A 23,667-nucleotide genomic window follows, 5' to 3' on the forward strand; every position below is an offset into this window, starting at 1 on the left:
TTAATTAATGCTCTGTTCGCCCGTGCGTTTCTTATGTGAAAGGAAGGGGTGTGCTACAGCAAAGATCTTCGCTATTGCCGTTCAGTGCCGTGCCAGGCGGCTCTGTAAGCAGACTTGTCAGTCGAGACGTTAAGGGGGCCGCCATGAAAGAGAGCGCGCTGGATCGCGCGGCGTTGGCCGCTGGCATATCCCTGACTTACAACAACGCGAAAGGCGAGCCGGAAGCCATCAGCGACGACACCAAATCCGCTCTGCTGGCGATTATGGGCGAAGCCAGCTAGGAGAAGGGCGCGCCGCTAGCGCCGGTACAGGTAGGTATTCAGCGGTGGCGCGACGGCTTCATCCCGCCGGCAAGGGACGCTATCAGTGGCGGCTACGCAGCGAAAAAGGGCGCGAATTCAGCGGCGAGCTGGAGGCGGGCGAAGCCTTTACTCTGCCGTCGCCGCTCGGCCACGGCTACCATCAGCTGACGCTGAGCAAAGGCAAGCGGCAGTGGCAGACGCTCATTATCCTGACACCGCGCCGCTGCTGGCTGCCGGAGCCGCTGCGCAACGGCGGCAAGCACTGGGGCGTGCTAGTGCAGCTCTATACCGTGCGCTCCGCCAGCAACTGGGGCATCGGCGACTTTGGTTACCTGGCGCAGCTGCTGGAATTGGTGGCGCGCCAGGGCGGCGATTTCGTCGGACTAAACCCGCTGCACGCGCTCTATCCCGCGATGCCGGACTTCGCCAGCCCCTCATCGCGGCGCTGGCTCAACATTATCTATATCGACGTGGCGCAGCTGGAGGATTTCCAGCAGAGCGCGGCGGCGCAGAAGTGGTGACAAACGGCGAAAACCCAGTGCGCACTGGCGCAGGGGCGGGAAAGCGAATTTGTCGATTACGCGGCGGTGATGGCGCTAAAGCTAGCCGCGCTGCGCCACACTTGGGCGCACTTCTGCCAGCGCGAAGAGAGCGACGCGCAGCGTCAGGCGTTGGCGGAATTCGTGCGCGAAGGCGGTGACAGCCTGCGCTATCAGGCGGCCTACGACGGCATTTAGGCCGAGTACCGCGCCGAAGACGCGCAGGCCTGGGGCTGGCCCGCCTGGCCGGAAGGGTGGCGCAACAGCCGCGATGCCGAGGTGCAGCGCTGGTGCGGACGCACGAAGCGGAAATCGCCTTCTGGCAGTGGCTGCAGTGGCTGGCGCAGACGCAGTTCGCCCTATGCTGGGCGCGCAGCTAGGCGCTGAAGATGCCGGTGGGGCTGTACCGCGATCTGGCGGTCGGCGTGGCGGAAAGCCGCGCGGAAACCTGGCACAATCCTGAGCTTTATCGGCTGGAGGCGGCGGTCGGCGCGCCGCCGGATCGCCTTGGTCCGCTGGGGCAAAACTGGGGGCTGCCGCCGATGGATCCCCACGTGATGCACGCGCGCGGCTACCAGCCCTTTATCTATATGCTGCGCCAATATGCGCGACTGCGGCGCGCCGCATATCGATCACGTGATGGCGCTGCTGCGGCTGTGGTGGGTGCCGAAGGGTGAAACCGCCGATAAGGGCGCCTATGTCAGCTATCTGGTGCATGATCTGCTGGGGGTGCTGGCGCTGGAAAGCCAGCGCCACCGCTGCATGGTGATTGGCGAGGATCTCGCACGGTGCCGAAAGAGATCGTCGGCCTGCTGCGCGCCAGCAGGGTCTTATCTTGGAAGGTAATGTGGTTCGAACAGCGGTACGACGGCAGCTATAGTCTGCCCGCCAGCTATCCGCGTCAGTCCAGCGCCATCACGCACGACCTGCCGACGCTAAGCGGCTTCTTGAACGTCGGCGACTTTGCGCTGGGAGAGAAGCTAAAGCTCTATCCCGACAAAGAGGTAGTGCGGTCGCTGCATGAACAGCGGGCGAAGCAGAAACAGGCGCTGCTGGGACTGCAGCCTGAAGACTGGATCGGCATGACGATGCCGGTCAACGTGCCGGGCACGGTGGATCAATATCCTAACTGGCGTCGCAAGCTGACGCAGCCGCTGGAGTCGATCTTCGCGGATAAAGAGGTCGGGAAGCTGCTGAAGGCGGTAAGCCAGACGAGGCAGAGAAAATAACGCGCGGCGCGCGGTAGCCAGGGCCGGCTGCCGCGCGTGGCAATCAGTAGTAGGAGTGCTTGCCGCGCTGATGCTCGGTGAGATCGCGCACGCCTTTCAGCTCCGGGAAGGCTGCCAGCAGCTCTTTCTCTATGCCGTCTTTCAGCGTCACGTCGATCATCGAGCAGCCGTTGCAGCCGCCGCCAAACTGCAGAATCGCATAGCCATCGTCCGTAATTTCCATCAGCGACACACAGCCGCCGTGGCCCGCCAGCTGCGGGTTGATCTGCGCCTGCAGCAGATACTCCACACGCTCCACCATCGGCGCGTCGTCAGAGACCTTACGCATTTTGGCGTTCGGTGCCTTCAGCGTCAGCTGCGAACCGAGGTTGTCGGTAACGAAGTCGATTTCGGCATCTTCCAGATAGGGCGCGCTCAGCTCGTCAACGTAGGCGGAGAGTTTTTTAAACTTCAGCTCGGTATCGGTGGCTTCGACCGCTTCCGGGGGGCAGTAAGAGACGCCGCACTCGGCGGTCGGCGTGCCCGGGTTGATAACGAAAACGCGAATTTGGGTGCCATCTTCCTGTTTTGACAGCAGTTTTTCGAAGTGCTCTTGGGCGGAATCAGTAATTCGGATCATGGCAATTGCTCAATAGTTGACTGATTTAGTTGGTTATAATACGCCCATCACCGACGCTCTACAAGGCACGGCACAGGCACCAGATTTGTACGCTGGCCGCACCTTGCGCCAGCAAAATGCGGCTGATTTCTCCGGCGGTATGGCCCGTGGTCACCACATCGTCAATCAGGGCGATATGGCGTCCGCGCACGGCGATTTCAAGGCGGAACGCACCACGCCGCGCGTGTGGTGAGCGTTCAGCCAGCTTAGCAAAAGCAGACGCGCCAGCATCACCCTGAGTGCGGTGACGCGGGAAAACTTCAGCTGATGTACCCAGCGGCGCAGCGGCGGCTGATGGTCGCCGACGCACACCAGCGCCTGCCAGGTCAGCGGCGAGCGCGGACATAGGATCGGCAGCGGCGGCAGCGTGCACCGCCACGCGCAGCGGTAGACGGCATAGCCAACAGAGGGCGAGCATTGGTAGTATAGCGGCCTCCTTTTCGTTTTACGGGATAGTAACTGATGAACTCGCTTTACTGGCATACCTGCGGCGAAGGCGCGCACGATCTTGTGCTGCTGCACGGATGGGGTCTGAACGCGGAAGTATGGCAAAGCATCGTGCCGCGACTCAGCCCGCATTTTCGCCTGCACCTGGTCGACCTGCCGGGCTATGGCCGCAGCGCGCGCTCTGACGCGCTGTCGCTGACGCAGATGGCGCAGCAGCTGCTGCCGCACCTGCCGCCGCGCGTGCTGCTGCTGGGCTGGTCGCTGGGCGGACTGGTGGCGAGCGAGCTGGCGCTCTGCGCGCCGCAACAGGTGGCGGGATTGATCAGCGTCGCCTCTTCGCCCTGCTTTACCGCGCGCGACGGCTGGCCGGGTATCAAGCCGGAGACCTTGGAAACCTTCCGCACGCAGCTTAACAGCGATTTTCAGCGCACCGTCGGACGCTTTCTGGCGCTGCAAACGCTGGGCACTGACAGCGTGCGGCAGGACGCGCGGCGGTTGAAAGAGGTGGTGCTGGCGCAGCCGATGCCGCCGGTCGAGGTGCTGGATGGCGGACTGGCGATCCTGCGCGAGGTTGATCTGCGCGATCGGCTGCCGCAGATCAGCGCGCCGTTTTTGCGTCTGTATGGCGCGCTGGACGGCCTGGTGCCGCGTCGGATTGCAGCGCTGCTCGATGAGGCGTTGCCCGCGTCGACCAGCCTGGTAATGGAAAAAGTCGCGCACGCGCCCTTTATTTCCCATCCGGACCTTTTCTGCCAGCATATTCTTGATTTCAGAAAGAAAATTTCTGGCTGAAACCATAAAGGGCTGGCAATTTTCCCAGCAGCGGCAATACTTTTTGCGTAGGTAAGGCCGCTTAAGGATGTGAATTATCCAGAGGAAGGGTAATGCTGTTCCATCTCGCCTAACGCATTCCGCGTCTGCTTACATCTCACATAACGGAAATGAATGAGGGGTACGGTATGAAGGTGATGAAATAGGCAGTAGCTTCAATGGTAATGGGCGCGGTGTCGTTCTCGGCTTTTGCGGCCAAGGAAGTGACCAAAGAAGAAGTGCAGAAAATGAATCTTGAGAAAATCGGCACGGTGAACACCATGGCAGAAACCACCTCGCCGATGGACGCCAAACTGTCGAAAATGGCTGATGAGAAAGGAGGCAAATATTTCCTGGTGAGCGCTGGCCGTGAACACGGCAAATTCAGCGCCACCGCGGACGTTTATAAATAATCAGCCGCGTAGCCAGACAAACTGCCAGGCATTCAGCGACAGCGGCTGGGTGCCATCAATCTTCTCCTCTTCACCACATACTGAAAAAGCCGCGCCTCCGGCAGCATCGTCTTTACGCGTGTCCCACTCAGATTGAACACACACAGAAGCGCATGCTCTTCATGCTGCGGCGCGTAGCGTTTCATCATTAGCAGCGCGTTGTCGCTGTCGTAAAGCGACATCAGATTGTCGGGATGAAAGGGCTGCGCAGCTGAATCAAACGGCTGAGCTGGGTATAGACCGCATGGCGCAGCGCATCGCCGCCCGCCAGCGCTGTTTCGATCATCTTTAGATCGAACTTTTGCCGGTTGATGGCGCGGTTGTGGTCAGCGGCCTTCATGCCGTCATAGTCGTTACGCGACCCCAGCATGCTCCGAATATAGATGGCGGGCACGCCGAGAAACGCCAGCAAAATGGCGTACGCCAGCAGAAAGCGGCGCAGGCGCGTCGCGTCGTCGTCGTCCTGCCGCCGGTTGAGCGCGTCGAAATAGGTGACGTTGATTTCATGGGGGCTGGTGGTGCCGTCCGGGTTGTTTTTATCGGACATCAGCGCGCCCTCCAGCGCCAGCTCGCGCACCAGCGCTACGATCTCCACTTCAGAGAGGATGCCGCGCGTCGGGTTCAGCCCGATGCCGTTATGGGAGGCGAGAAAGTTGAAAAAGGTGGTGCCGCCGTTGCCGTGCTCCAGCGCGCCGGCCCACTGACTCAGCGCGCGGCCCGATCCCAAATGGATGGCGTGCAGCACCAGCGGTGGTAGGGAAAACTGATACACCATCTGCGCTTCGTCATGGCCGTCGCCAAAATAGCTGACGCTATCCTTATGCGGCATGTTGTTTTCGGTAATGATCACCGTGCCGGGTGCCACCTCGTTGGCGATGGCGCTAAACAGCTTCACCAGCAGATGGGGTTTCTCCAGATGGATGCAGCGGGTGCCGGGCGTTTTCCACATATAGCCGACCGCATCGAGGCGCACATAGTCGGCGCCTTTCTGCAGATAGTCGAGCAGCACGTCGACCATGCGCAGCAACACCTCGGGATTGCCGAAGTTAAGATCGATCTGGTCGGCGCTGAAGGTGGTCCAGATAAAGCGCACCTCGCCATCTGCCATCTCGAACGGCGTCAGCAGCAGCGAGGTGCGCGGACGCGTCACCGTGCTGAGATCGGTCGCGGGCGGCATGCTGATAAAGAAATCGTCCCAGTCGGGATCGCGCGCCAGGTAGCGTTTGAACCAGTCGCTTTAAGATGACATATGGTTGCAGACGAAATCGAACATCAGGCGCGTCTCCTGATGCAGCGTGGCGACATCGGGCCACGTGCCGCACAGCGGATCGACCTGGTGATAATCGATGACGGAAAAGCCGTCGTCGGAGGAGTAGGGGGAAAAGGGCAGCAGATGCACCAGCGAAAAGGCGGCGTGCAGATGCTGCTGAAAGAAGCGGGAAAAACTCTGCAGCGTCGGCATGCCCGACTCGTGAAACTGATCGGCGTAGGTGATCAGCACCACATCCTGCTTATCCCAGTGCGCTTTACGCGGCAGCTTGATGGCGCCGTGCGCGACGGCGATGTGGCTGAGCAAGCGCTGGCGTGCCGCCTGAGGAAAGGTGTCGGCATAGATTTTATCAAGCAGCGCTGTGATCGTTTCCATCACGAATTGGGTGCCACATCCCGGGGTGTTTTTATGCAGGCGTGTTTTCAGCGTAGCGCTCGGAGAGGGATTTTCAAATTTACGGCAGGATATCTCCGCGCGCCTGAGGGCGAAGAGAGTGGGCGGGCGCAGATTTAAGCCTTTATCCACGCGCGTCCAGGGTTGAAAAGCGCGGGCGCGCACAAAGGTTAGCGTTTTTTGCCAAAGGCCTCGGCCAGCGCGTCGCCCATGGCGCTCGAACTTGTAGGACAGCGAGGAGATATGCACCAGTCCGTCCTGATGCACGCCGATATCAACAAAGGCGCCAAAGTTGGTGACGTTGGTCACCGCGCCTTCCAGCACCATGCCGGGCAGCAGATCGTTAAGGTTTTCCACGCCTTCGGCGAATTGCGCGGTTTTAAACTCGGGGCGCGGGTCGCGGCCCGGTTTCTCCAGCTCTTTAATAATGTCGGTGATGGTCGGCAGGCCGAAGCGCTCGTCGGTGAATCAGATCGCTTAGCGCCTGCTCGGTCGCCGCCAGGATGCGCTCCACCACCGGGTAGGCTTCCGGGTGCACCGTCGAGGCGTCAAGCGGGTTGTCGCCGTGGTTGATGCGCAGGAAGCCCGCGTACTGCTCAAAGGCTTTCGGCCCGAGGCGGCTGACCTTCATCAGCTGCTGGCGGTTCTGGAAGCGGCCGTTGTCGTCGCGCCAGCTAACGATATTCTGCGCCATCATGTGCGTCAGGCCAGCGACCCGGGTCAGCAGCGGCACCGAGGCAGTATTGAGATCGACGCCCACCGCGTTCATGCAGTCTTCGACCACCGCGTCCAGCTTCTTCGCCAGCTGGGTCTGGCTGACGTCGTGCTGATACTGGCCGACGCCGATCGATTTCGGGTCGATCTTCACCAGCTCCACCAGCGGATCCTGCAGGCGTCGCGCGATAGAGACCGCGCCGCGCAGCGAGACGTCGAGGTTCGGGAACTCCAGCGCTGCCAGTTCGGAAGCGGAATAGACAGAGGCGCCCACCTCGCTGACGATCACCTTTTGCGCGGTGATATGCGGATACTGTTTCTGTACCTCAAGGAAGAAGCGCTCTGTCTCGCGCGAAGCGGTGCCGGTGCCGGTGCCGGTGCCGGTGCCGATGGCCACCAGCTCGACCTGATACTTCGCACACAGCGCAGCCACCGCGGTGGCCGCTTTCGTCGCCTGGCCGGTAGGCGGATAGATGGTATCGGTTGGACCAGCTTGCCGGTGGCGTCCACCACCGCGACCTTGACGCCGGTGCGCAGACCGGGATCGAGGACCATGATGGCGCGCATGCCCGCCGGCGCCGCCATCAGCAGATCGTACAGGTTGCGGGCGAATACGTTGATCGCCTCATCTTCGGCGCGCTCGCGCGCCGTTGAGGCGCAGGCCGAGTTGTTCGGCAATCAGCGTTTCGCCGTAGCTTTCGCGCGGCGGCTCGTCGAACTGCGGATCGGCGTTGAGTGAGCTGCAATACGCCTTCGTTGCGACCGCTCAGCATCGCCAGCGCGCGGTGCGACGGCACGCCGTTCAGCGCCTCGTGATGGTCGAGGTTGTCGCGGAATTTAGCCCCTTCCTGCTCTTTGCCTTCCACCATGCGCGACACCAGATGCGCGTTTTTCCACAGGTAGTCGCGCACCTTCGCCAGCAGCGCGGCGCGTGCATTGGCGACGCCTTTATCGGCATCGACATACTGCGCGGCCAGCTGTTCAGGATCCTGCAACAGCGTCTCGGCCAGCGGCTGCAGGCCGGCTTCAATAGCGATCTGGCCGCGGGTGCGGCACTTGAGTTTATAGGGCAGGTAGAGGTCTTCGAGTTTGGTTTTGTTCAGCGTAGCGTTAATGGCGCTGGCTAGTTTGTCGGTGAGTTTACCCTGATCGTCAATGGACTTCAGAATCAACTGACGGCGATCTTCCAGCTCGCGCAGATAGCTGAGGCGTATTTCCAGCTGGCGCAGCTGAGTATCGTCCAGACCGCCGGTCACCTCTTTGCGATAGCGTGCGATAAACAGGCACGGTGTTCCCTTCGTCCAGCAGGCGTACGGCAGCTTCTACTTGCTCCGCACGCGCCCCTGCAGCTCACTGGCAATAATTTGGATGAGATATTTCATCATCGAATCTGTCTTGCTTCCAGGGTTAAAAAACATGGGACAGTTATACGGACTGAAAAGTGAAATTGCCAGCGATGCGGGCGGCTTTCAGCGATATTCTGAATCAGGTTTACGGGTAGGAAATCTCGTTCACATACCAGATTGCCGGACCCGATGGCGTCTGCTCGGTGGCGACGTCGCCGACCTCTTTTTTCAGCAGCGCGCGCGCCATCGGCACGTCGATGGAGATGTAATCTTTGCGGCCAAAAATCTCGTCATAGCCGACGATGCGGAAGCGCTTGATCTCGCCCGCGTCATTCTCCACCTCCACCCAGGCGCCGAAAAAGACTTTGCCATCCTGCTGCGGCGAATAGTCGAAGATGCGCAGCTCTTCGAGACTTTTGGTCAGGTAGCACACGCGGCGGTCGATCTCGCGCAGACGCTTTTTGTTGTACTGGTAGTCGGCGTTTTCGCTGCGATCGCCGAGGCTGGAGGCCCAGGTCACCTTTTTCGTCACTTCGAGACGCTCTTCGTGCCAGAGATAGTCGAGCTCGGCTTTGAGCTTTTTGAGCTTGTTAAAGCCCTCACGGGTGATCAGTCGGGTTTTCATACGTATCGGCTCAGAAGCGGAAAAGCAGGCAGTGTAAAACAAAGCGGGCGCGGCAAAAAAGAGTCGAGGAACAGGTTTTCAACAGTGAAAACCCTTGGTGTCGTTCCCTGGTGGCGAAATGGGCAAGGACAAAACAGGCTATCGCGTGAACTTATTTTCCCGCTACGGTGGCGGTAGAGGTAGAAGAGGAGGTGCCTTTGTCGCCGACGCCTGCGGTAGCAAGCGCCACGCCCAGCAGCGCGGCAACCGCGCCGACGCCGATAGCGTTGGAATTCCCCTGCGCGGTGGTGGATGCCTGCGCGCCTGCGGCGTCGCCGGTGGCCGCCATGGCCTGATTCAGACTAAGGGCGGCCAGCGCGCTCAGCACGAACAACGTTTTTTTCATTGGCTGCAATCCCTGTGGTGAAACGTGTGGAAGCAGTGTGGTGCAATTCGCCTGAGGCCGAAAGGTAGCTTTACTAATTGATCTAACGTACTTTATTTATCGTTGGCTCCGGCTGGCGGCCCTCTGGCGCTTATCCAAGATAAGCCTGCTTCGCGGCAGGAAAAGGCTGGTTTTTTATGCTGCGGCGGCACATGCCCGTCTGATTTTGTCGTCCTCTACAAAAATAACCGACAGCGCTAAAGCCAAATTATGCGCTAACCAGTTGATTTAATTGGATGATTAATGGGCAGCCTTTTTTTGCGACCGCTGATGGCGAGAAAAAGCGGCTGACTTTCAGATTTGCCGTACCATGTTTCTTTTGAGGCTAAGGCTGTGATTTTCCGCTCATCACCGCGCAGAAATTAAAGATAACCTGCTGTTTAATATGCTTTGTAACAGTTTCGGCTAAAATATAAACCATTAATGACTGTCACAGGCAGGCATCTTTTTTTAACAATATCGGCTCAGGCAATAGCGCCTTTGGGAGTAGAAAATGCAAGAGAACTACAAAATTCTAGTCGTTGATGACGATATGCGTCTGCGCGCCCTGCTGGAACGCTATCTTACAGAACAGGGCTTTCAGGTACGCAGCGTCGCCAATGCCGAGCAGATGGATCGTCTGCTGACCCGCGAATCCTTTCACCTGATGGTGCTGGATCTGATGCTGCCGGGCGAAGATGGCCTGTCGATTTGCCGCCGCCTGCGCAGCCAGAGCAACCCGATGCCGATCATTATGGTCACGGCGAAGGGGGAAGAGGTGGATCGCATCGTCGGGCTGGAAATCGGCGCCGATGACTATATTCCAAAACCCTTTAACCCGCGCGAACTGCTGGCGCGTATCCGCGCGGTATTGCGCCGCCAGGCGAACAAGCTGCCGGGCGCGCCGTCGCAGGAAGAGGCGGTGATCGCCTTTGGCAAATTCAAGCTCAACCTCGGCACGCGCGAAATGTTCCGCGAAGATGAGCCGATGCCGCTTACTAGCGGCGAGTTCGCGGTGCTGAAAGCGCTGGTCAGCCATCCGCGCGAGCCGCTATCGCGCGACAAGCTGATGAACCTGGCGCGCGGTCGCGAGTACAGCGCGATGGAGCGCTCTATCGACGTGCAGATCTCCCGCCTGCGCCGCATGGTGGAAGAAGATCCGGCGCATCCGCGCTATATCCAGACGGTCTGGGGCTTAGGCTACGTGTTCGTTCCGGACGGTTCTAAAGCATGAGGCGGCTGCGCTTCTCGCCCCGCAGTTCGTTCGCCCGCACCCTGTTATTAATCGTTACCCTGCTGTTCGTCAGCTTGGTAACGACCTATCTGGTGGTGCTCAACTTCGCAATTCTTCCCAGCCTGCAGCAGTTCAACAAGGTGCTGGCCTATGAAGTGCGCATGTTGATGACCGACCGGCTGCAGCTGGAAGACGGCATGCAGCTGGAGGTGCCGCCTGCCTTTCGCCGCGAGATCTATCGCGAGCTGGGCATTTCGCTCTATACCAACGCGGCGGCGGAAGAGAGCGGGTTGCGCTGGGCGCAGCACTACGAATTCCTCAGCGAGCAGATGGGGCAGCAGCTTGGCGGGCCGACCGACGTGCGCGTCGAGGTGAATAAAAACTCGCCGGTGGTGTGGCTGAAGACTTGGATGTCGACCGATATCTGGGTGCGCGTGCCGCTGACGGAGATCCATCAGGGCGATTTCTCGCCGCTGTTCCGCTACACGCTGGCGATCATGCTGCTGGCGATTGGCGGCGCGTGGCTGTTTATCCGTATTCAGAACCGGCCGCTGGTCGATCTTGAGCACGCGGCGCTGCAGGTCGGCAAAGGCATTATTCCGCCGCCGCTGCGTGAGTATGGCGCCTCGGAGGTACGCTCGGTGACGCGCGCCTTTAACCAGATGGCGTCGGGCGTGAAGCAGCTCGCTGACGACCGCACGCTGCTGATGGCGGGCGTCAGCCACGATCTGCGCACGCCGCTGACGCGCATTCGCCTCGCTACTGAAATGATGGGCGAGCAGGATGGTTACCTTGCGGAATCGATCAACAAAGATATCGAAGAGTGCAACGCCATTATCGAGCAGTTTATCGACTATCTGCGCACCGGCCAGGAGATCCAGACTGAACGCGCCGACCTGAACAGTGTGCTGGGCGAAGTGGTAGCGGCGGAGAGCGGCTATGAGCGCGAGATTGAAAACGCGGTGATGCCGGAAGAGCTGATGCTCGATATCAACCCGCTGTCGATCAAGCGCGCGGTGGCGAATCTGGTGGTCAACGCGGCGCGCTACGGCAACGGCTGGATCAAGGTGAGCAGCGGCCGGGAGCTGCATCGCGCCTGGTTCCAGGTCGAGGATGACGGTCCGGGCATCAAGCCGGATCAGCTGGCGCATCTGTTCCAGCCCTTTGTGCGCGGCGACAGCGCGCGTAGCACCAGCGGCACCGGCCTGGGGCTGGCCATCGTGCAGCGCATCATCGACGCGCATCAGGGAGCGCTGGAGATTGGCGAGAGCGAGCGCGGCGGACTGCGCATTTGCGCCTGGCTACCGCTGAAGGAAAACGCCGCGCCCAGAGGCTTACAGAACCGGACCCGCTGATACCAGCGCGGCGCCTGCCGCGTTATCGGTATATTTTTCGAATTTAGTGATAAAGCGCTGCGTCAGATCGCACACCGCCGCCTGCCACTGCTCTTCACTTTCCCGGCTGCTGCGTGGATCAAGCGTAGCGGTGTCAAGCTGCCCCAGCGCTTTCGGCACCTGCAGGTTGAAGACCGGCAGCGTCCCGGTTTCCGCTTCGTCCAGCTCACCCGCCAGAATCGCATTGATAATCGCGCGCGTATCCTTGAGAGAGATGCGTTTGCCACTGCCGTTCCAGCCGGTATTCACCAGGTAAGCCTGTGCGCTCGCTGCCTGCGTGCGCTTCACCAGCACTTCCGCATACTGAGTCCGATGCAGCGTCAGGAACGCCGCGCCGAAGCAGGCAGAGAAAGTCGGCGTCGACGCGGTGACGCCGCGCTCGGTGCCCGCCAGCTTGGTGGTAAAGCCTGAAAGGAAGTGGTACTGCGTCTGCTCAGGCGTCAGGCGCGACACTGGCGGCAGCACGTCGAAGGCGTCGGCGGTGAGGAAGATCACCTTCTTCGCATGGCCCGCTTTGGAAACCGGACGCACGATATTGTCGATATGGTCGATCGGGTAGGAGACGCGGGGGTTTTAGGTTTTGCTGTCGTCGTCAATCAGCTGACGTTCCGGATCGGTGGAAAGGGTGGTTTTCCCGGTGACAGAGAGGCCGAAGAATACCGCGACGTCGCCCGCTTTGCCGAAGTTAGCCGAGCAGCGGCAGCAGGTAGTTCATTACCGCGAACAGCCCTTTCTTCATCTCACCGCCTTACCAGGTGCCGCCGATCAGCTGCATCCCTTACGTCAGGTTAAAGGCCACGAAGTTCTCGGAGTGCAGCCCCTGCGCCTGCCAGTCAGGATTGGTGCATTTTGCCCCGTTCAGCACCACGAAATCGGGTTTGAAGGTCGCCAGCTCGCTTTCGCTCGGCTGAATAAACATGTTCTTCACGAAATGCGCCTGCCAGGCGACTTCGGTCACGAAGCGCACGTTGAGGCGCGAGTCGGCGTTGGTGCCGCAAAAGACGTCAATCACAAACAGGCGTTTGCCGGAGAGTTGCTGAGTGACGCAGGCTTTCAGCTGCTGCCAGACCTCCGGCGACAGCGGTTGGTTGTCGTTTTTGCCTGTCCCCCGATCGTTCCGCCACAGCGTGTCGCGGGTGGTATCGTCGCGGACGATATATTTATCCTTGGGCGAGCTGCCGGTAAAGATACAGGTATCAACCGCCACGGCGCTGCTTTGCGTCAAAGTGCCGCGCGCATAACCTTCCAGCTCGGGGCGAAGTTCTTCGACAAACAGCGTATCGAAATCGGGGTTATATACCACCTCGGTGGTTCCCTCGATGCCCAAAGCGGCAAGATCTTGCGAGGTCAGGTCGGTAACGAGCATGTGACTGCTCCTTAAGTCTGTTTTGGTACTGCACAGGCGAATAGTTATAGAGATGTCGCACAAAAATCGCCGCGCTTTGCCGGGCGGTTGCACGATCGCGCGCAGTGTACTCCTCTCAGCCTGAGGCGAAAGCGTGGAAGGTCAGAAATGCGAACCAAGGCGCGTTAAGTTGCAAAAACGACCGCTTTTGAAACTAAAGTTACCAGTTTTGAGTTATTTTATGTTGAAAATTAATGGAATATTGCAGAAGGATGATGAAAGGGCGGCAGCGCCGCCCTGAGGGGAAAATGAGTGGATGCTGTCGCTGCTTTCGCCGTCGGCGCCGCCTTTGCGGATAGTGGCAATATCGACCGCGTCATAAACGTAGTGCGTGCTGCAGTAGTCGCAGTGCATATCGATCTGACCATCCTCTTCGATGATCTCGTCCACTTCGTGCTGAGGCAGGGTTTTCAACACTTCGCCGCAGCGTTCGCGCGAGCAGGTGCATTTAAAGCTCACCGGCTGCGGATCGAATACCGTCGCCTCTTCCTGATGGTAGAGACGCCACAGCACGTTGGTGGCCGGCAGATCGATCATCTTGTCGGCGGTGACGGTTTCGGTCAGCGTCGCCAAATGGTTGAAATCTTCCGTCTCGGTATCCTGCACTGGCAGCACCTGCAGCAGGATGCCCGCCGCGCCTTTTTTTCTGGTGCGAATAAAGAGGCGGGTCGGCAGCTGTTCGGAACGCATAAAGTAATCTTCCAGGCAGGCGGCCAGCGTATCCCCTTCCAGTCCGACCACACCCAGATAGCGCTCGCCTTTTTCCGGCGAGATGGTGATCGCCAGATAGCCGTTGCCGACCATGCTCTGCAGCGTGCTGTCCGCCGGAATTTTGCCTTTCACGCGCGCCACACCGCGCAGCTCTTGGCGGTTGTTGCCGTTGATGACCGCCAGCGACAGCGGACCATCTTCCTGCAGCTGTACGGTAGTGTCGCCGTCGAACTTCAGGGTGTCGGTCAGCAGGCTGGTCGCCACCAGCAGTTCGCCCAGCAGCTTCTGCACCGGTGCCGGATAGTCGTGGTTTTTCAGGATTTCCTGCAAGGTGTGGCTGACATTCACCAGCTCGCCGCGCACGGCTACATTCTCAAACAGGTAACGATGCAGTTGATCTTGTACAGACATAGCGTTTCTCTCGTTGGGGCGAAGCTTATTCGTCGCCCGATATTTTAAATTTCAGCAGATCGCGACGCTCCTTTTTGTCAGGGCGGCGATCGGGATGCGGCATGGTGAGCGCGTTCATTTTACGCGCCAGCGCTACCTTTTCCCGTTTTTCGATGCTGGCGGCGGTTTCGCTGTAGAGCTTCTGGGCGACCTGCGCCGGACCGCGCTTGTCGCTCAGGGCGGTCACGATCACCGTGCGCTCATCGTTGCCCTGGCGCAGCGTCAGCTCCGCCTCTAGCTCCACCAGCTTGCTCGGCTTGCTGCGCTGGCCGTTGTAGTGCACTTTGCCGCCTTCAATCATGTCGCGCGCCAGCGAGCGCGTTTTATAGAAGCGCGCCGCCCACAGCCATTTGTCGAGGCGCACGCCTTCGCTATTTTTCTCTTTCATTGCTGCTCCTGTTTACGCCCGCGCGCTGCACAGGGTGCGATAATCGCGGACCGCCGCGTGACGCTGGAAGACCTGATCGGGACGTCCGGAATCGGGGTTGCTGACGCCTAAGCACCAGCCGATGCCCCAGCTTCGCGCGGCGTCGAGGATGGCCTCGTTGTCATCAATAAACAGCGTTCGCGAACATTGAAGTCCGGTGTGCTGCTCTACCGCCTGCCACAAGCGCGGGTCCTCTTTCGGATACCCAAACGTATAGCGCGGGTCCTCTTTCGGATACCCAAACGTATGGGTGGAAAGCAATAAATCAAGGTGCAGCGCAAGACCGGTTTGCGCCAGCTTGACGTCCAGGTTGTACGGATGGGCGTTGGTCAACAAAATGGTGCGTTTTCCAGCCCGACGCAGCGCGTGCAAAAATGGCACCGTATCCTCGCGTATCGCCGCGAGGCCTCGCTTCGCGAACGTCATGGCGCGGATATCTAGCCCGAGCTCCGCTGCCCAGTAGTCCAGACAATACCAGTTTTGCGTATGCGCCACGGCCTGATACTTCCCGGCGATAAGCGCTTCCGCCTCCGACAGCGTAATGCCGCGCGCCTCGCTCAGCGTTAGCGGGACATGTTCCAGCCAGAAATAGCGGTCAAAAGCGAGATCCAGCAGCGTGCCGTCCATATCCAGCAGCACGGTGTCGATTTGCGTCCAGTTCAGCGTCATCAGGCAGTATCCCCTGCGAAAACAGGGCGACAGGGTAGCATAAATGCGAAAGAAAAAGGGTAGGGCAAGTCGGGAGGCGCGTCTCCTGCCGGCGTGCGGCTCGGCGCGTTAAAACATCGATCGCACGCTCTGCATGGTGCTGAGATTGTGGTTGAATCACTTATCGTAATAGAGCTGGATATCCGCCATCCGCTGACGGTTGCGGTGGATACGGCGCAGCGCCAGCAGGGCGTTGACCAGCGTGCAGGCCAGCAGCACCGCCAGCAGCAGCGTGGTGCCCAGATAGCGCCACATCGCCATCGCGTCTAGCTCGTTGTGCAGCGCGATATGTCGCGTGCCGTTGGCGTCGACCCAGAGGCTGGTGATGATGCCGCTGGCGTTGAATGGCATATGCAGCAGCATGCCGAAGAGGCGCTGCAGCTCGCGCCACTGTGAGGGCGCGTTGAGATCGAACAGCGACACGGTCGGCTGCGGCTGATTCACCAGCTGGCGTCCCTCGTCGCTGACGATGAGGAATCCGCCCGGCGACGGGCTGTTGAGATTTTCGGCGGCGCGGCGCGTTTCGCGGAAGAAGAAGCTGGAGGTGGCGGTATTCACCAGGTTTTCCAGCGCTTCGGCGCTGACTAGCCTCAGCAGCACATTCATGCCGTTCAGCTGGCCGGAGTCGGCGCGGCGCACCAGCTTATCCCAGTCTTTGGCGTTGCCCAGATTGACCAGCGCGTTTTTCATTCGCACATACTCCTGCTGCTGGCTGTAGAGGTCGTGCGTTTTCAGCACCAGATCGGCAAAATCGTCCAGCAGGATCATGCCCGACTTCTGAATCTCGGAAGCGAGCTGCGGATTGAACTTGGGATCGCTGTTGATTTCCGGATGCAGCTGCCGGGTAGTGGTCTCCAGCAGCGCCGACGCCTTATCGATAATGTCAGACTGCGGCTGCGGCGTTATTCCAGTAAACCGCCGAACAGTCGAACGGCATATAGGCGTAGCTGCCTTTGCTCTGATAGTTGTCAGGCACCGAGCACATGCCGGTGCCGTTGACCTTTAAGGTATCCCTGACGTGCAGCGCCTGCGCCGCCAGCGTATCAACGTTGCCGACCTGCAGGCTTTCGGTGCTTTTATACACGCCAGTGATGAGCTTGATCGGCATGCTGAGCGGGCTCCAGCTGATCAGCAGCGTCATCACCAGCAGCGATCCGCAGGCCAGCAGCACCAGCCAGCCCATCAGGCTGGCAGGCACTAGCAGGCTGATGAAAAAGAGCAAAAAGGCGAAGGTGATGGTGACCGCCTCACGCGTGCCGTCCGGCCGCGTCAGCTGATACTCTTCCAGCGTCTCTTTGCGTACCTGCAGCAGCTCAACATTTTCGCTCTCTTCTTTACGGATCAAGGCGTTGGTTGAACCCGGCTGTACCAGCGCCGGCATCGCCGTCTGATTGCTGCCTTAGTTGATTAGCGAGTGGCCATTAAGCGAAATCACTAGCGGAATGGTCTGGGTGCGGATCAGTTCAACGTAGTTCTCATCGGTGATGTACTGCTCCCAGTGCGGCGGCAGATGTACCTCTACCTCATCTAGATAGTAGCGCCACTTGTAGGGATCGTCCGTTGAGAGGCCATAGCGAGTAATGGCGCGCGTCACCGGATAGACGTTGCTGCTCTGCGCCGTCAGCGTCAGGTTGTCGGACAGGGAGCGCTTTTCGCAGGGCGCAGCAAAGCGCGAGCGCCTGCCCAGCGAGGCGACATATTTTTCGACCGCGTGGCGTTCGTCGTCGGTGAGCTTGCGGCAGGGCGGGCTGATAAATGGCAGCGGTTTCGCCAACGGCGGACGACGCTGCATAGTGTACCAAAAGCCGATACCTTCCAAACCTGAGCAGACCAGCACTATTACCAATACGATGAGGATTGTGCTCATGCTTTGCTCAATTCAGCCAAAATCCTGCCTTCACGTTAGACTTATGCTCCCAGATAGAACTGTTATTAAAGACAATTTTGGCGAGAATAAACAACTCTGACAAGTTAAATGCCTGAGGAAATCACGCGCAAAATCATTAAATTAGAAGTTAATGCATCATGCCTTGCCAGTATGTTAACTGGCTAATTCTGAATTAAACATCGGTCTTTTATGAATTTTAAACAGTAACATTAACTTATGGCGAAACTGTTAACAGCTATAACAATGCGTTGTTATCCTGCGGCGTGCGGCTGTGTAAAGATGGCCGCTTACTGGCTGTCGCACAATCGCCTGTGGTCAGGTAAGCGGAATGGTTTCCGGCATCACGCGGCACAAAGTTTGAGGCTGATATGAAAAACCCGTTAAAAAAACCTGACATCCTTAACGTGGAAACGGTCGCGCGCTCGCGTCTGTTTACCGTACAAGCGGTTGACCTCGCCTTCAGCAACGGTGCGCGGCGCGTCTATGAGCGCATGAAGCCGTCTGAGCGCGAAGCGGTGATGATCGTCCCGATTATCGACAACCAGGTGGTGCTGATTCAGGAGTATGCGGTAGGGCTGGAAGCCTATGAACTGGGCTTCCCTAAAGGATTGATCGACGCGGGAGAAGATCTCTACGAGGCGGCCAATCGCGAACTGAAAGAGGAAGTCGGCTTCGGCGCAGAAAAATTCACCTTCCTCAGCAAGCTTACCATGGCGCCCTCCTATTTTTCCAGCAAGATGAATATCGTGGTGGCGGAGGGGCTCTATCCGGAGCGGCTGGAGGGCGACGAGCCGGAACCGCTGATCGAGCACCGCTGGCCGCTTGACAACCTGCTGTCGCTGCTGCAGGAGCCCGATTTTCGCGAGGCGCGCAACGTCAGTGCGCTGTTCTTGGTGCGCGAGTGGCTGGTGCAGCAGGGGCGAGTGAGCTACTGATCTTTACTGCACCGGGTAAACAAAAAGGCCGACATTGCTGTCGGCCTTTTTGTTACTGGCGAGGCGGCTGCGCGCGTGGGAAAACCCGATCGCGCGTCAGAACAGCTCGTGGCTCTCGCCGTTATCCATAATGGTGGTGCCCACCTCATGCACAGAGTATTCCGTCGGCTGCGTGCCGTTGATGAAATATTCCTGACGCGTGTTGCCGCCGCCGTTGGCCAGCTTGCCTGTGCTGCGATCGATGGTCACCGTCACGATGCCCTCCGGCGGCGTCAGTGGTTGCTCCGGCACGCCGTCGAGCGCGCTCTTCATGTAGTCGTCCCAGGCTGGCTGAGCGCTTTTGGCGCCGCCTTCATAGCCGGAGATCTGGTTGGGGATCGCTCCTGACAGGGTGCTGCGGCCCAGGTCGCGGCGCGCATCGTCAAAGCCGATCCACACCGAGGTCACCACGCCCGGACCATAGCCGGAGAACCAGGCGTCTTTTGAGCTGTTGGTGGTACCGGTTTTGCCGCCAATATCGTTGCGCTTCAGATCGCGCGACGCGCGCCAGCCGGTGCCCATCCAGCCCGGTTCGCCGAAGATATTGGAGTTCAGCGCGCTTTTGATCAAGAACGACAGCGGCGTGTTGATCACGTGCGGCGCATAGAGCTGCTCGCCGCCCGGCCGCGGCTGGGCGGGAACCTGCTCCAGCGAGGGCTGCGGCGCCGGCTGGTTCTGATTCTGATCGGACGTCGCGACGTTTTCGACGCTCTCTTCATTCAGCGCCAGCGCTTTACGGGTTTCGCCGTAGATCACCGGCAGATTGCACTGCGGGCAGGCGATGCGCGGTTTCGCTTCAAAAATCGTGCCGCCCTGTTCGTTCTCGATCTTGCTGATGAAGTAAGGGTCGATCAGGAAGCCGCCGTTAGCCATCACCGAGTAGCCGCGCGCCACCTGCAGCGGGGTGAAAGAGGCGGCGCCTAGCGCCAGCGATTCTGTATGGTTGATGTTCTGCGCCGGGAAGCCGAAACGCTGCAAATATTCTGCAGCGTAGTCGATGCCCATGGCGCGCATCGCACGCACCATCACTACGTTTTTCGACTGACCCAGCCCCTGACGCAGACGAATCGGACCGTCATAGGTCGGCGGCGAGTTCTTCGGCCGCCAGTCGGCGCCTGCGCCCGCATCCCAGCGCGAGATCGGCACGTCGTTGAGGATAGAGGCGAGCGTCAGGCCGCGATCCATGGCTGCGGTGTAGAGGAACGGCTTAATGTTCGAGCCGACTTGGCGCAGCGCCTGGGTGGCGCGGTTGAACATGCTCTGGTTAAAGTCGAAGCCGCCCACCAGCGCGCGCACCGCGCCTGTTTCCGGATCGAGCGACACCAGCGCGGAGTTGACGTCCGGCACCTGCGCCAGCCACCAGTCGTTATCGACTTTGCGCACCCAGATCTGCTGACCCGCCTGCACCGCCTGCGTCACGCTCTTCGGCGTCGGGCCCTGCACGGTATCGGACTTGAACGGGCGCGCCCAGTGCACCCCGGCGAGGCCCAGCGAGACGCTGCTGCCATCTTTCAGCATCGCGGTCGCTTCGTTGCTGCTGGCCTGAGTAACAACCGCTGGCAACAGCGGCCCGTAAACCGGCAGCGTCTTCAGCGCCTTGAGAATTTGATCCTGGCTCCAGGCCGGTTCACCCACTTTCCACAGCACGCTGGTCGGGCCGCGGTAGCCGTGACGCATATCGTAGGCCAGTACATTGTTGCGCACCGCCTCCTGGGCCGCCTGCTGCAGGCGGCGCATGACGGTGGTATAGACCTTATAGCCGTCGTTATAGGCGCCATCCCCATAGCACTTCACCATCTCCTGACGCACCATTTCGCTCAGGTAGGGCGAAGAGAAGGCGATTTCCGGGCCGTGATATCTGGCGACCAGCGGCGTGGCGCGCTCCTCGTCATATTGCTGCTGGCTGATGTAGTGCTGGTCCAGCATCCGCGAGAGCACTACGTTGCGGCGCGCCAGCGCGCGGCTTTGCGAGTAGAGTGGGTTAAAGGTGGAGGGCGCTTTCGGCAGGCCCGCGATCATGGCCATCTCGCTCAGCGACAGCTGGTCGACCGGCTTACCGAAATAGACCTGCGCGGCGGCGCCGACGCCATAGGCGCGGTAGCCGAGATAGATTTTGTTCAGGTAAAGCTCAAGGATCTCATCTTTGTTCAGCAGCTGTTCAATGCGGATGGCGAGAAACGCCTCCTTGATCTTACGCATCAGGGTGCGTTCGGGGCTGAGAAAGAAGTTACGCGCTAGCTGCTGCGTGATGGTGCTCGCGCCCTGCGATGCGTGGCCTGACATTAGCGCGATGCTGGCAGCGCGGAAGATGCCGATGGGATCGACGCCGTGATGCTCATAGAAGCGACTGTCTTCCGTGGCGATAAAGACTTTGATCAGCTCAGGCGGCATCTGCTGCAGCGTCAGCGGGATGCGGCGTTTTTCTCCGTACTGGGCGATCAGCTCGCCATCTGCGCTGTAGACCTGCATCGGCGTCTGCAGGCGTACATCTTTCAGCGTGTTCACATCGGGCAACTGCGGCTCTATGTATTTGTACAGACCATAAATCGAGCCAGCTCCCAGCAAGATGCAACACACTGCAAGGATTAATAAATACTTTACGAACTTCACTTGGAATTTCCCATCTGTTGTCGTTTGGGCAGTTTATAAACAACCGCGCGGTAGTATAAGGGTAAGCCAGACGCTTTGATACGTCCTTTTACCCCTGTAGATAAGGAGATCGCGCGCATGGCTTTTCAGACATGGCAAGTCGGACTGGATATTCAGAATACGCAGCTCTGTGCTCTCGCTATACAGCGTAGATGCGGCGGCTGGCAACTGCGCCGCTGGTGGCAGCAAGAGCTGTCGCAAGATACGTTAAGAAACGGCGTGCTGCAATCTTCGCCTGCATTGCTGGCGGCGTTGCGCAAGCTGAAACAGCAGCTGCCGCGGCGCAGTTCGCTGCGCGTCGCGCTGCCCGATCGGCTGTTGCTGCAGCGTCCTCTGCCTCTGCCCACGCAGCGGCTGCAGGAGCCGGAGCTGGCACGCTACGTCACGGCGGCGGCGCAGCGCCTGTTTTCCCGTCGAGCCGGAGGCGTTGGCGCTTGACTACCGCGCCTGCGAGGCGGAGCGACCAGTGGCTGGCGCCGCTGCAGGAAAGCGGCCTGCGGCCCGCAGTGTTCGAACCGACTACCTGCGCGCTGGCGCAGGCGGCGGGGTTGTCGCACGAGGCCGGACTGCTGCTGCATCGCCATACGCAGTGGCTCTAGTACAGCCGCGCCAGCAATCGGCCTGCCGGCAGCGCCAGCCTGGAGATGACGGCAGAGGAGACGGAGCAGCGCTGCTTTCCGCAGGCCAGCATCCTGTACGGCTGCGCCACTTCCCGCATCGCCTTGCCCGCGGCTTTTTTACGCTTTTCACCGTGCAGGCTGTTTCACTGGCAGCCGCCGCCGTTGCCGCAGCAGGAGGTGGCGTTTTGGCTGCCGGGCACGGCCTGGCAGTGATGGCGCGACGCGCGCGTCAGCCAGCAGCTGCAGGCCGCGCTGCATGAGGCGCGTGAGGCGCTGGCGCTTATCGAGCAGCAGCTTGAGCCGCGGCGCGCCCTGCAGCAGCAGCTGGAGAAGGCGCTGGCACCGCTTCTGGCTGGCGTTACCAATGCTGCTGCCTGACCGCCTCTGGCTGCAGCGCGTGGAAAAACAGCCAGCGCGGCTGCGTCTGGAAGGCCAGGCGCAGGATATGAAGGCGATACGCGACTTCCGGCAGCGCCTTGCGGGTTAGCCACTGTTCGCCGCCGTGGCGCAGGGCGAGGTGCAGCGTCAGCCGGATGGCCTGTACCGTTTTGCGCTGCGCGTCCAGCCCGCTGAGGCGGATCGTGAATAGCGCGCTGGCTGCATCTGCCGCTGCGCGGGCAGCTCGCCAGCCTGACGGCGTGCCTATTGTTGTTGGCGCTGTGACTGCTTCTGTTGTGCCCGCCGCGCCAGACGCAGACAGACGCTGCGCACCGAGCTGGCCGCGCTGGCGCAGGCGCAGCGCACCCGGGCGTCGCAGCTTGCGGCAGAGCCTGCCGAAGCAGCGCTGCGATCACAGCTGGAGACGCTGGCGCACCAGCGCCGCGCGTGGCTGCCTGCCGCGTCGCTGGAGGTGGTACTGGCGGCGCGCGGCAGCCAGCTGATGATAGGGCAGCCGGAAGCGGCGCCGCGCCTTCAGCAGCTCAACCTGTTGCTCGCCCCTGGCGTCGAGGGCCAACTCTCGCTAAGGCTCGACGACGTGCCCTGGCGGAAGGCGCTACGACTGGTGACGCGGCTGGCGCAGCTGACCGTGTTAGAGGAGGAGAATGTCTGGCTGGTCTGCCCCGAAAGCTGGCGTCAGTACCAGCAGCAGGAGCAGCAGGCCGCGAGCGTCGAACAGCTGCCGCTGGCGCTGCGCACCGTGACGCTACGCTAGGGCGGCGGAGGTGTTTCGTAGCTTGCAGGCCGCGCGCCAGTCGCTGATGACCGCGCGCGGCAGCGTCACGATGGACGCGCGCGCCAACGCGCTGCTGCTGTGTGACACCGGCCCGGCGCTTGAGGATACGGCGTACTAGAGCAGGAGAGTTAGGTGGATATATCGCCAGCCCGCGGATCTTCACCTCGCACCAGCAGAAAGCGACGATCAAGCAGGGCAGCGAAATTCCCTATGAGGTTTCGGCGGGCAACAGCGGCGCCACCACTATCGAGTTTAAAGAGGCGGTGCTGGGCATGGAGGTAACACCTGAGGTGGTCGGCAATGGGCGCATCCAGTTAAAAATTCGCCTCAGTCAGAACGTGCCCGGCCTCGCCATCCAGAACGGCGACAGCAGCGTGCTCTCTATCGACAAGCAGGAGATTGAAACGCAGGTCACGCTAAAAGATGGCAAAACGCTGGCGCTGGGCGGGATTTTCAGCAGCAGCGCAGCCTGGGGGAGAGCCGCGTGCCGCTGCTGGGAGAGATTTCTTTGCTGGGCGCGCTGTTCCGTCATCAGACGGCGGAAAATAAAAAGCACGAGCTGGTAATCTTTATTGCGCCGCGATTGGTCAGGGAAGCAGCGCTTACCGCCGGATAAACCGGAAAATGCGCTCTCCAGTGCCAACTGCGTTGACGCAGGACAGGAATTAGCATACAAGGTTTAGCGATTTTTAGAACGCTGTAACCGTCCCGATGGCGTATATTCGTCAGAGTCAGAAGCTTCCTCTGAAGGCAGCGCTGACTCGTCTCGTTTCGAGTACCGCACACCGGCCCTGCAAGGGAGTGCCGCAGGGCGATTTATTCGGTTGCCAAACGGCCTTGAGTGT

The 23,667-nt window shown here is 60.1% G+C and carries 17 protein-coding genes and 7 pseudogenes; 11 read left to right on the top strand and 13 right to left on the bottom strand.

What is annotated here, in order from left to right; translation table 11 throughout:
* The first annotated feature begins 143 nt into the window (after nucleotides 1-143).
* Nucleotides 144-2,070: pseudogene (gene malQ, locus EIO60_RS14300) on the top strand (4-alpha-glucanotransferase).
* Nucleotides 2,071-2,113: 43 nt separating this feature from the next.
* Here the strand turns inward: malQ and nfuA are convergent.
* A complete protein-coding gene (nfuA, locus tag EIO60_RS14305) occupies nucleotides 2,114-2,689 on the bottom strand; it encodes a Fe-S biogenesis protein NfuA (protein WP_258577178.1) in 576 nt (191 codons plus the stop codon).
* Nucleotides 2,690-2,747: 58 nt separating this feature from the next.
* Nucleotides 2,748-3,155 (bottom strand): annotated as a pseudogene (locus tag EIO60_RS14310) (hypothetical protein).
* 35 nt (nucleotides 3,156-3,190) lie between these two features.
* Here EIO60_RS14310 and bioH point away from each other — a divergent pair.
* Nucleotides 3,191-3,967 (top strand): pimeloyl-ACP methyl ester esterase BioH, encoded by a 777-nt coding sequence (gene bioH, locus EIO60_RS14315; protein WP_258577179.1) that lies wholly within the window; start codon nucleotides 3,191-3,193, stop codon nucleotides 3,965-3,967.
* A 197-nt stretch (nucleotides 3,968-4,164) separates the two neighbouring features.
* Entirely contained in the window at nucleotides 4,165-4,398 is a 234-nt protein-coding gene (locus EIO60_RS14320; RefSeq protein WP_258577180.1) for a YdgH/BhsA/McbA family protein, read from the top strand.
* On the opposite strand, the pseudogene EIO60_RS14325 reads toward EIO60_RS14320, so the two are convergent.
* The 5 genes and pseudogenes from EIO60_RS14325 to yjbE all read right to left on the bottom strand — a co-directional run bounded on the left by EIO60_RS14325 (nucleotide 4,399) and on the right by yjbE (nucleotide 9,170).
* Nucleotides 4,399-6,082 (bottom strand): annotated as a pseudogene (locus tag EIO60_RS14325) (sugar phosphorylase). It lies immediately after the preceding gene.
* A 291-nt stretch (nucleotides 6,083-6,373) separates the two neighbouring features.
* A pseudogene (locus tag EIO60_RS16965) lies at nucleotides 6,374-7,399 on the bottom strand (helix-hairpin-helix domain-containing protein); the annotation flags it as partial.
* Nucleotides 7,399-8,070, bottom strand: a complete 672-nt coding sequence (locus EIO60_RS16970) for a Tex-like N-terminal domain-containing protein (RefSeq protein ID WP_374058203.1) — start codon at nucleotides 8,068-8,070, stop codon at nucleotides 7,399-7,401. The gene EIO60_RS16970 and the pseudogene EIO60_RS16965, both read right to left, overlap by 1 nt.
* 235 nt (nucleotides 8,071-8,305) lie before the next feature.
* Nucleotides 8,306-8,785, bottom strand: a complete 480-nt coding sequence (gene greB, locus EIO60_RS14335) for a transcription elongation factor GreB (protein ID WP_258577181.1) — start codon at nucleotides 8,783-8,785, stop codon at nucleotides 8,306-8,308.
* 151 nt (nucleotides 8,786-8,936) lie between these two features.
* Entirely contained in the window at nucleotides 8,937-9,170 is a 234-nt protein-coding gene (gene yjbE / locus EIO60_RS14340; RefSeq protein ID WP_258577182.1) for an exopolysaccharide production protein YjbE, read from the bottom strand.
* A gap of 532 nt (nucleotides 9,171-9,702) precedes the next feature.
* Between yjbE and ompR the strand changes: the two genes are divergently transcribed.
* Entirely contained in the window at nucleotides 9,703-10,422 is a 720-nt protein-coding gene (gene ompR, locus EIO60_RS14345; RefSeq protein WP_141417449.1) for an osmolarity response regulator transcription factor OmpR, read from the top strand.
* Entirely contained in the window at nucleotides 10,419-11,777 is a 1,359-nt protein-coding gene (gene envZ / locus EIO60_RS14350; RefSeq protein WP_258577183.1) for a two-component system sensor histidine kinase EnvZ, read from the top strand. Before ompR ends, envZ begins: the two co-directional genes overlap by 4 nt.
* On the opposite strand, the pseudogene EIO60_RS14355 reads toward envZ, so the two are convergent.
* From EIO60_RS14355 to EIO60_RS14375, 5 genes and pseudogenes are all read right to left on the bottom strand, one after another.
* Nucleotides 11,757-13,182: pseudogene (locus tag EIO60_RS14355) on the bottom strand (phosphoenolpyruvate carboxykinase (ATP)). The gene envZ and the pseudogene EIO60_RS14355 overlap by 21 nt on opposite strands.
* 213 nt (nucleotides 13,183-13,395) lie before the next feature.
* Nucleotides 13,396-14,343 carry an Hsp33 family molecular chaperone HslO gene (gene hslO, locus EIO60_RS14360; RefSeq protein WP_258577184.1) on the bottom strand — a complete coding sequence of 316 codons (948 nt, stop codon included), beginning with the start codon at nucleotides 14,341-14,343 and terminating at the stop codon, nucleotides 13,396-13,398.
* Nucleotides 14,344-14,368: 25 nt separating this feature from the next.
* On the bottom strand, nucleotides 14,369-14,770 hold the full coding sequence (gene hslR / locus EIO60_RS14365; RefSeq protein ID WP_258577185.1) for a ribosome-associated heat shock protein Hsp15: 402 nt from the start codon (nucleotides 14,768-14,770) through the stop codon (nucleotides 14,369-14,371).
* Between the two features lie 12 nt (nucleotides 14,771-14,782).
* On the bottom strand, nucleotides 14,783-15,478 hold the full coding sequence (gene yrfG / locus EIO60_RS14370) for a GMP/IMP nucleotidase (protein WP_258577186.1): 696 nt from the start codon (nucleotides 15,476-15,478) through the stop codon (nucleotides 14,783-14,785).
* A 156-nt stretch (nucleotides 15,479-15,634) separates the two neighbouring features.
* Nucleotides 15,635-17,384: pseudogene (locus EIO60_RS14375) on the bottom strand (IgaA/UmoB family intracellular growth attenuator).
* 389 nt (nucleotides 17,385-17,773) lie between these two features.
* Here EIO60_RS14375 and nudE point away from each other — a divergent pair.
* Complete coding sequence (nudE, locus tag EIO60_RS14380; RefSeq protein WP_258577187.1) at nucleotides 17,774-18,340, top strand: ADP compounds hydrolase NudE; 567 nt, start codon at nucleotides 17,774-17,776, stop codon at nucleotides 18,338-18,340.
* 96 nt (nucleotides 18,341-18,436) lie between these two features.
* Here nudE and mrcA read toward each other — a convergent pair whose 3' ends face one another.
* Nucleotides 18,437-20,989: a peptidoglycan glycosyltransferase/peptidoglycan DD-transpeptidase MrcA gene (gene mrcA / locus EIO60_RS14385; protein ID WP_258577188.1), complete on the bottom strand. Its 2,553-nt coding sequence runs from the start codon at nucleotides 20,987-20,989 to the stop codon at nucleotides 18,437-18,439.
* A gap of 117 nt (nucleotides 20,990-21,106) precedes the next feature.
* Between mrcA and EIO60_RS14390 the strand changes: the two genes are divergently transcribed.
* From EIO60_RS14390 to EIO60_RS14410, 5 genes and pseudogenes are all read left to right on the top strand, one after another.
* Nucleotides 21,107-21,466 (top strand): type IV pilus biogenesis protein PilM, encoded by a 360-nt coding sequence (locus EIO60_RS14390; protein WP_374058204.1) that lies wholly within the window; start codon nucleotides 21,107-21,109, stop codon nucleotides 21,464-21,466.
* Complete coding sequence (locus EIO60_RS14395) at nucleotides 21,463-21,627, top strand: hypothetical protein (RefSeq protein WP_258577224.1); 165 nt, start codon at nucleotides 21,463-21,465, stop codon at nucleotides 21,625-21,627. The genes EIO60_RS14390 and EIO60_RS14395 overlap by 4 nt, the downstream gene beginning before the upstream one ends.
* A 45-nt stretch (nucleotides 21,628-21,672) precedes the next feature.
* Nucleotides 21,673-21,861, top strand: coding sequence for a hypothetical protein (locus tag EIO60_RS14400; protein ID WP_258577225.1), 189 nt, complete (start codon nucleotides 21,673-21,675; stop codon nucleotides 21,859-21,861).
* An 82-nt stretch (nucleotides 21,862-21,943) separates the two neighbouring features.
* Nucleotides 21,944-22,135 carry a PilN domain-containing protein gene (locus tag EIO60_RS14405; protein WP_258577189.1) on the top strand — a complete coding sequence of 64 codons (192 nt, stop codon included), beginning with the start codon at nucleotides 21,944-21,946 and terminating at the stop codon, nucleotides 22,133-22,135.
* Between the two features lie 357 nt (nucleotides 22,136-22,492).
* Nucleotides 22,493-23,438 (top strand): annotated as a pseudogene (locus EIO60_RS14410) (secretin GspD/PilQ domain-containing protein).
* Nucleotides 23,439-23,667: the final 229 nt, after the last annotated feature.

This window comes from Candidatus Pantoea persica (assembly GCF_013753875.1).
GTDB classification, from domain to species: Bacteria; Pseudomonadota; Gammaproteobacteria; order Enterobacterales; family Enterobacteriaceae; genus Pantoea; species Pantoea persica.

What these genes read in the sequence shown, in the direction of transcription:
- nfuA (WP_258577178.1), bottom strand. Translation starts at nt 2,689, where the DNA reads ATGATCCGAATTACTGATTCCGCCCAAGAGCACTTCGAAAAACTGCTG.
- bioH (WP_258577179.1), top strand. Translation starts at nt 3,191, where the DNA reads ATGAACTCGCTTTACTGGCATACCTGCGGCGAAGGCGCGCACGATCTT.
- EIO60_RS14320 (WP_258577180.1), top strand. Translation starts at nt 4,165, where the DNA reads ATGGTAATGGGCGCGGTGTCGTTCTCGGCTTTTGCGGCCAAGGAAGTG.
- greB (WP_258577181.1), bottom strand. Translation starts at nt 8,785, where the DNA reads ATGAAAACCCGACTGATCACCCGTGAGGGCTTTAACAAGCTCAAAAAG.
- yjbE (WP_258577182.1), bottom strand. Translation starts at nt 9,170, where the DNA reads ATGAAAAAAACGTTGTTCGTGCTGAGCGCGCTGGCCGCCCTTAGTCTG.
- ompR (WP_141417449.1), top strand. Translation starts at nt 9,703, where the DNA reads ATGCAAGAGAACTACAAAATTCTAGTCGTTGATGACGATATGCGTCTG.
- envZ (WP_258577183.1), top strand. Translation starts at nt 10,419, where the DNA reads ATGAGGCGGCTGCGCTTCTCGCCCCGCAGTTCGTTCGCCCGCACCCTG.
- hslO (WP_258577184.1), bottom strand. Translation starts at nt 14,343, where the DNA reads ATGTCTGTACAAGATCAACTGCATCGTTACCTGTTTGAGAATGTAGCC.
- hslR (WP_258577185.1), bottom strand. Translation starts at nt 14,770, where the DNA reads ATGAAAGAGAAAAATAGCGAAGGCGTGCGCCTCGACAAATGGCTGTGG.
- yrfG (WP_258577186.1), bottom strand. Translation starts at nt 15,478, where the DNA reads ATGACGCTGAACTGGACGCAAATCGACACCGTGCTGCTGGATATGGAC.
- nudE (WP_258577187.1), top strand. Translation starts at nt 17,774, where the DNA reads ATGAAAAACCCGTTAAAAAAACCTGACATCCTTAACGTGGAAACGGTC.
- EIO60_RS14390 (WP_374058204.1), top strand. Translation starts at nt 21,107, where the DNA reads ATGGCTTTTCAGACATGGCAAGTCGGACTGGATATTCAGAATACGCAG.
- EIO60_RS14400 (WP_258577225.1), top strand. Translation starts at nt 21,673, where the DNA reads ATGACGGCAGAGGAGACGGAGCAGCGCTGCTTTCCGCAGGCCAGCATC.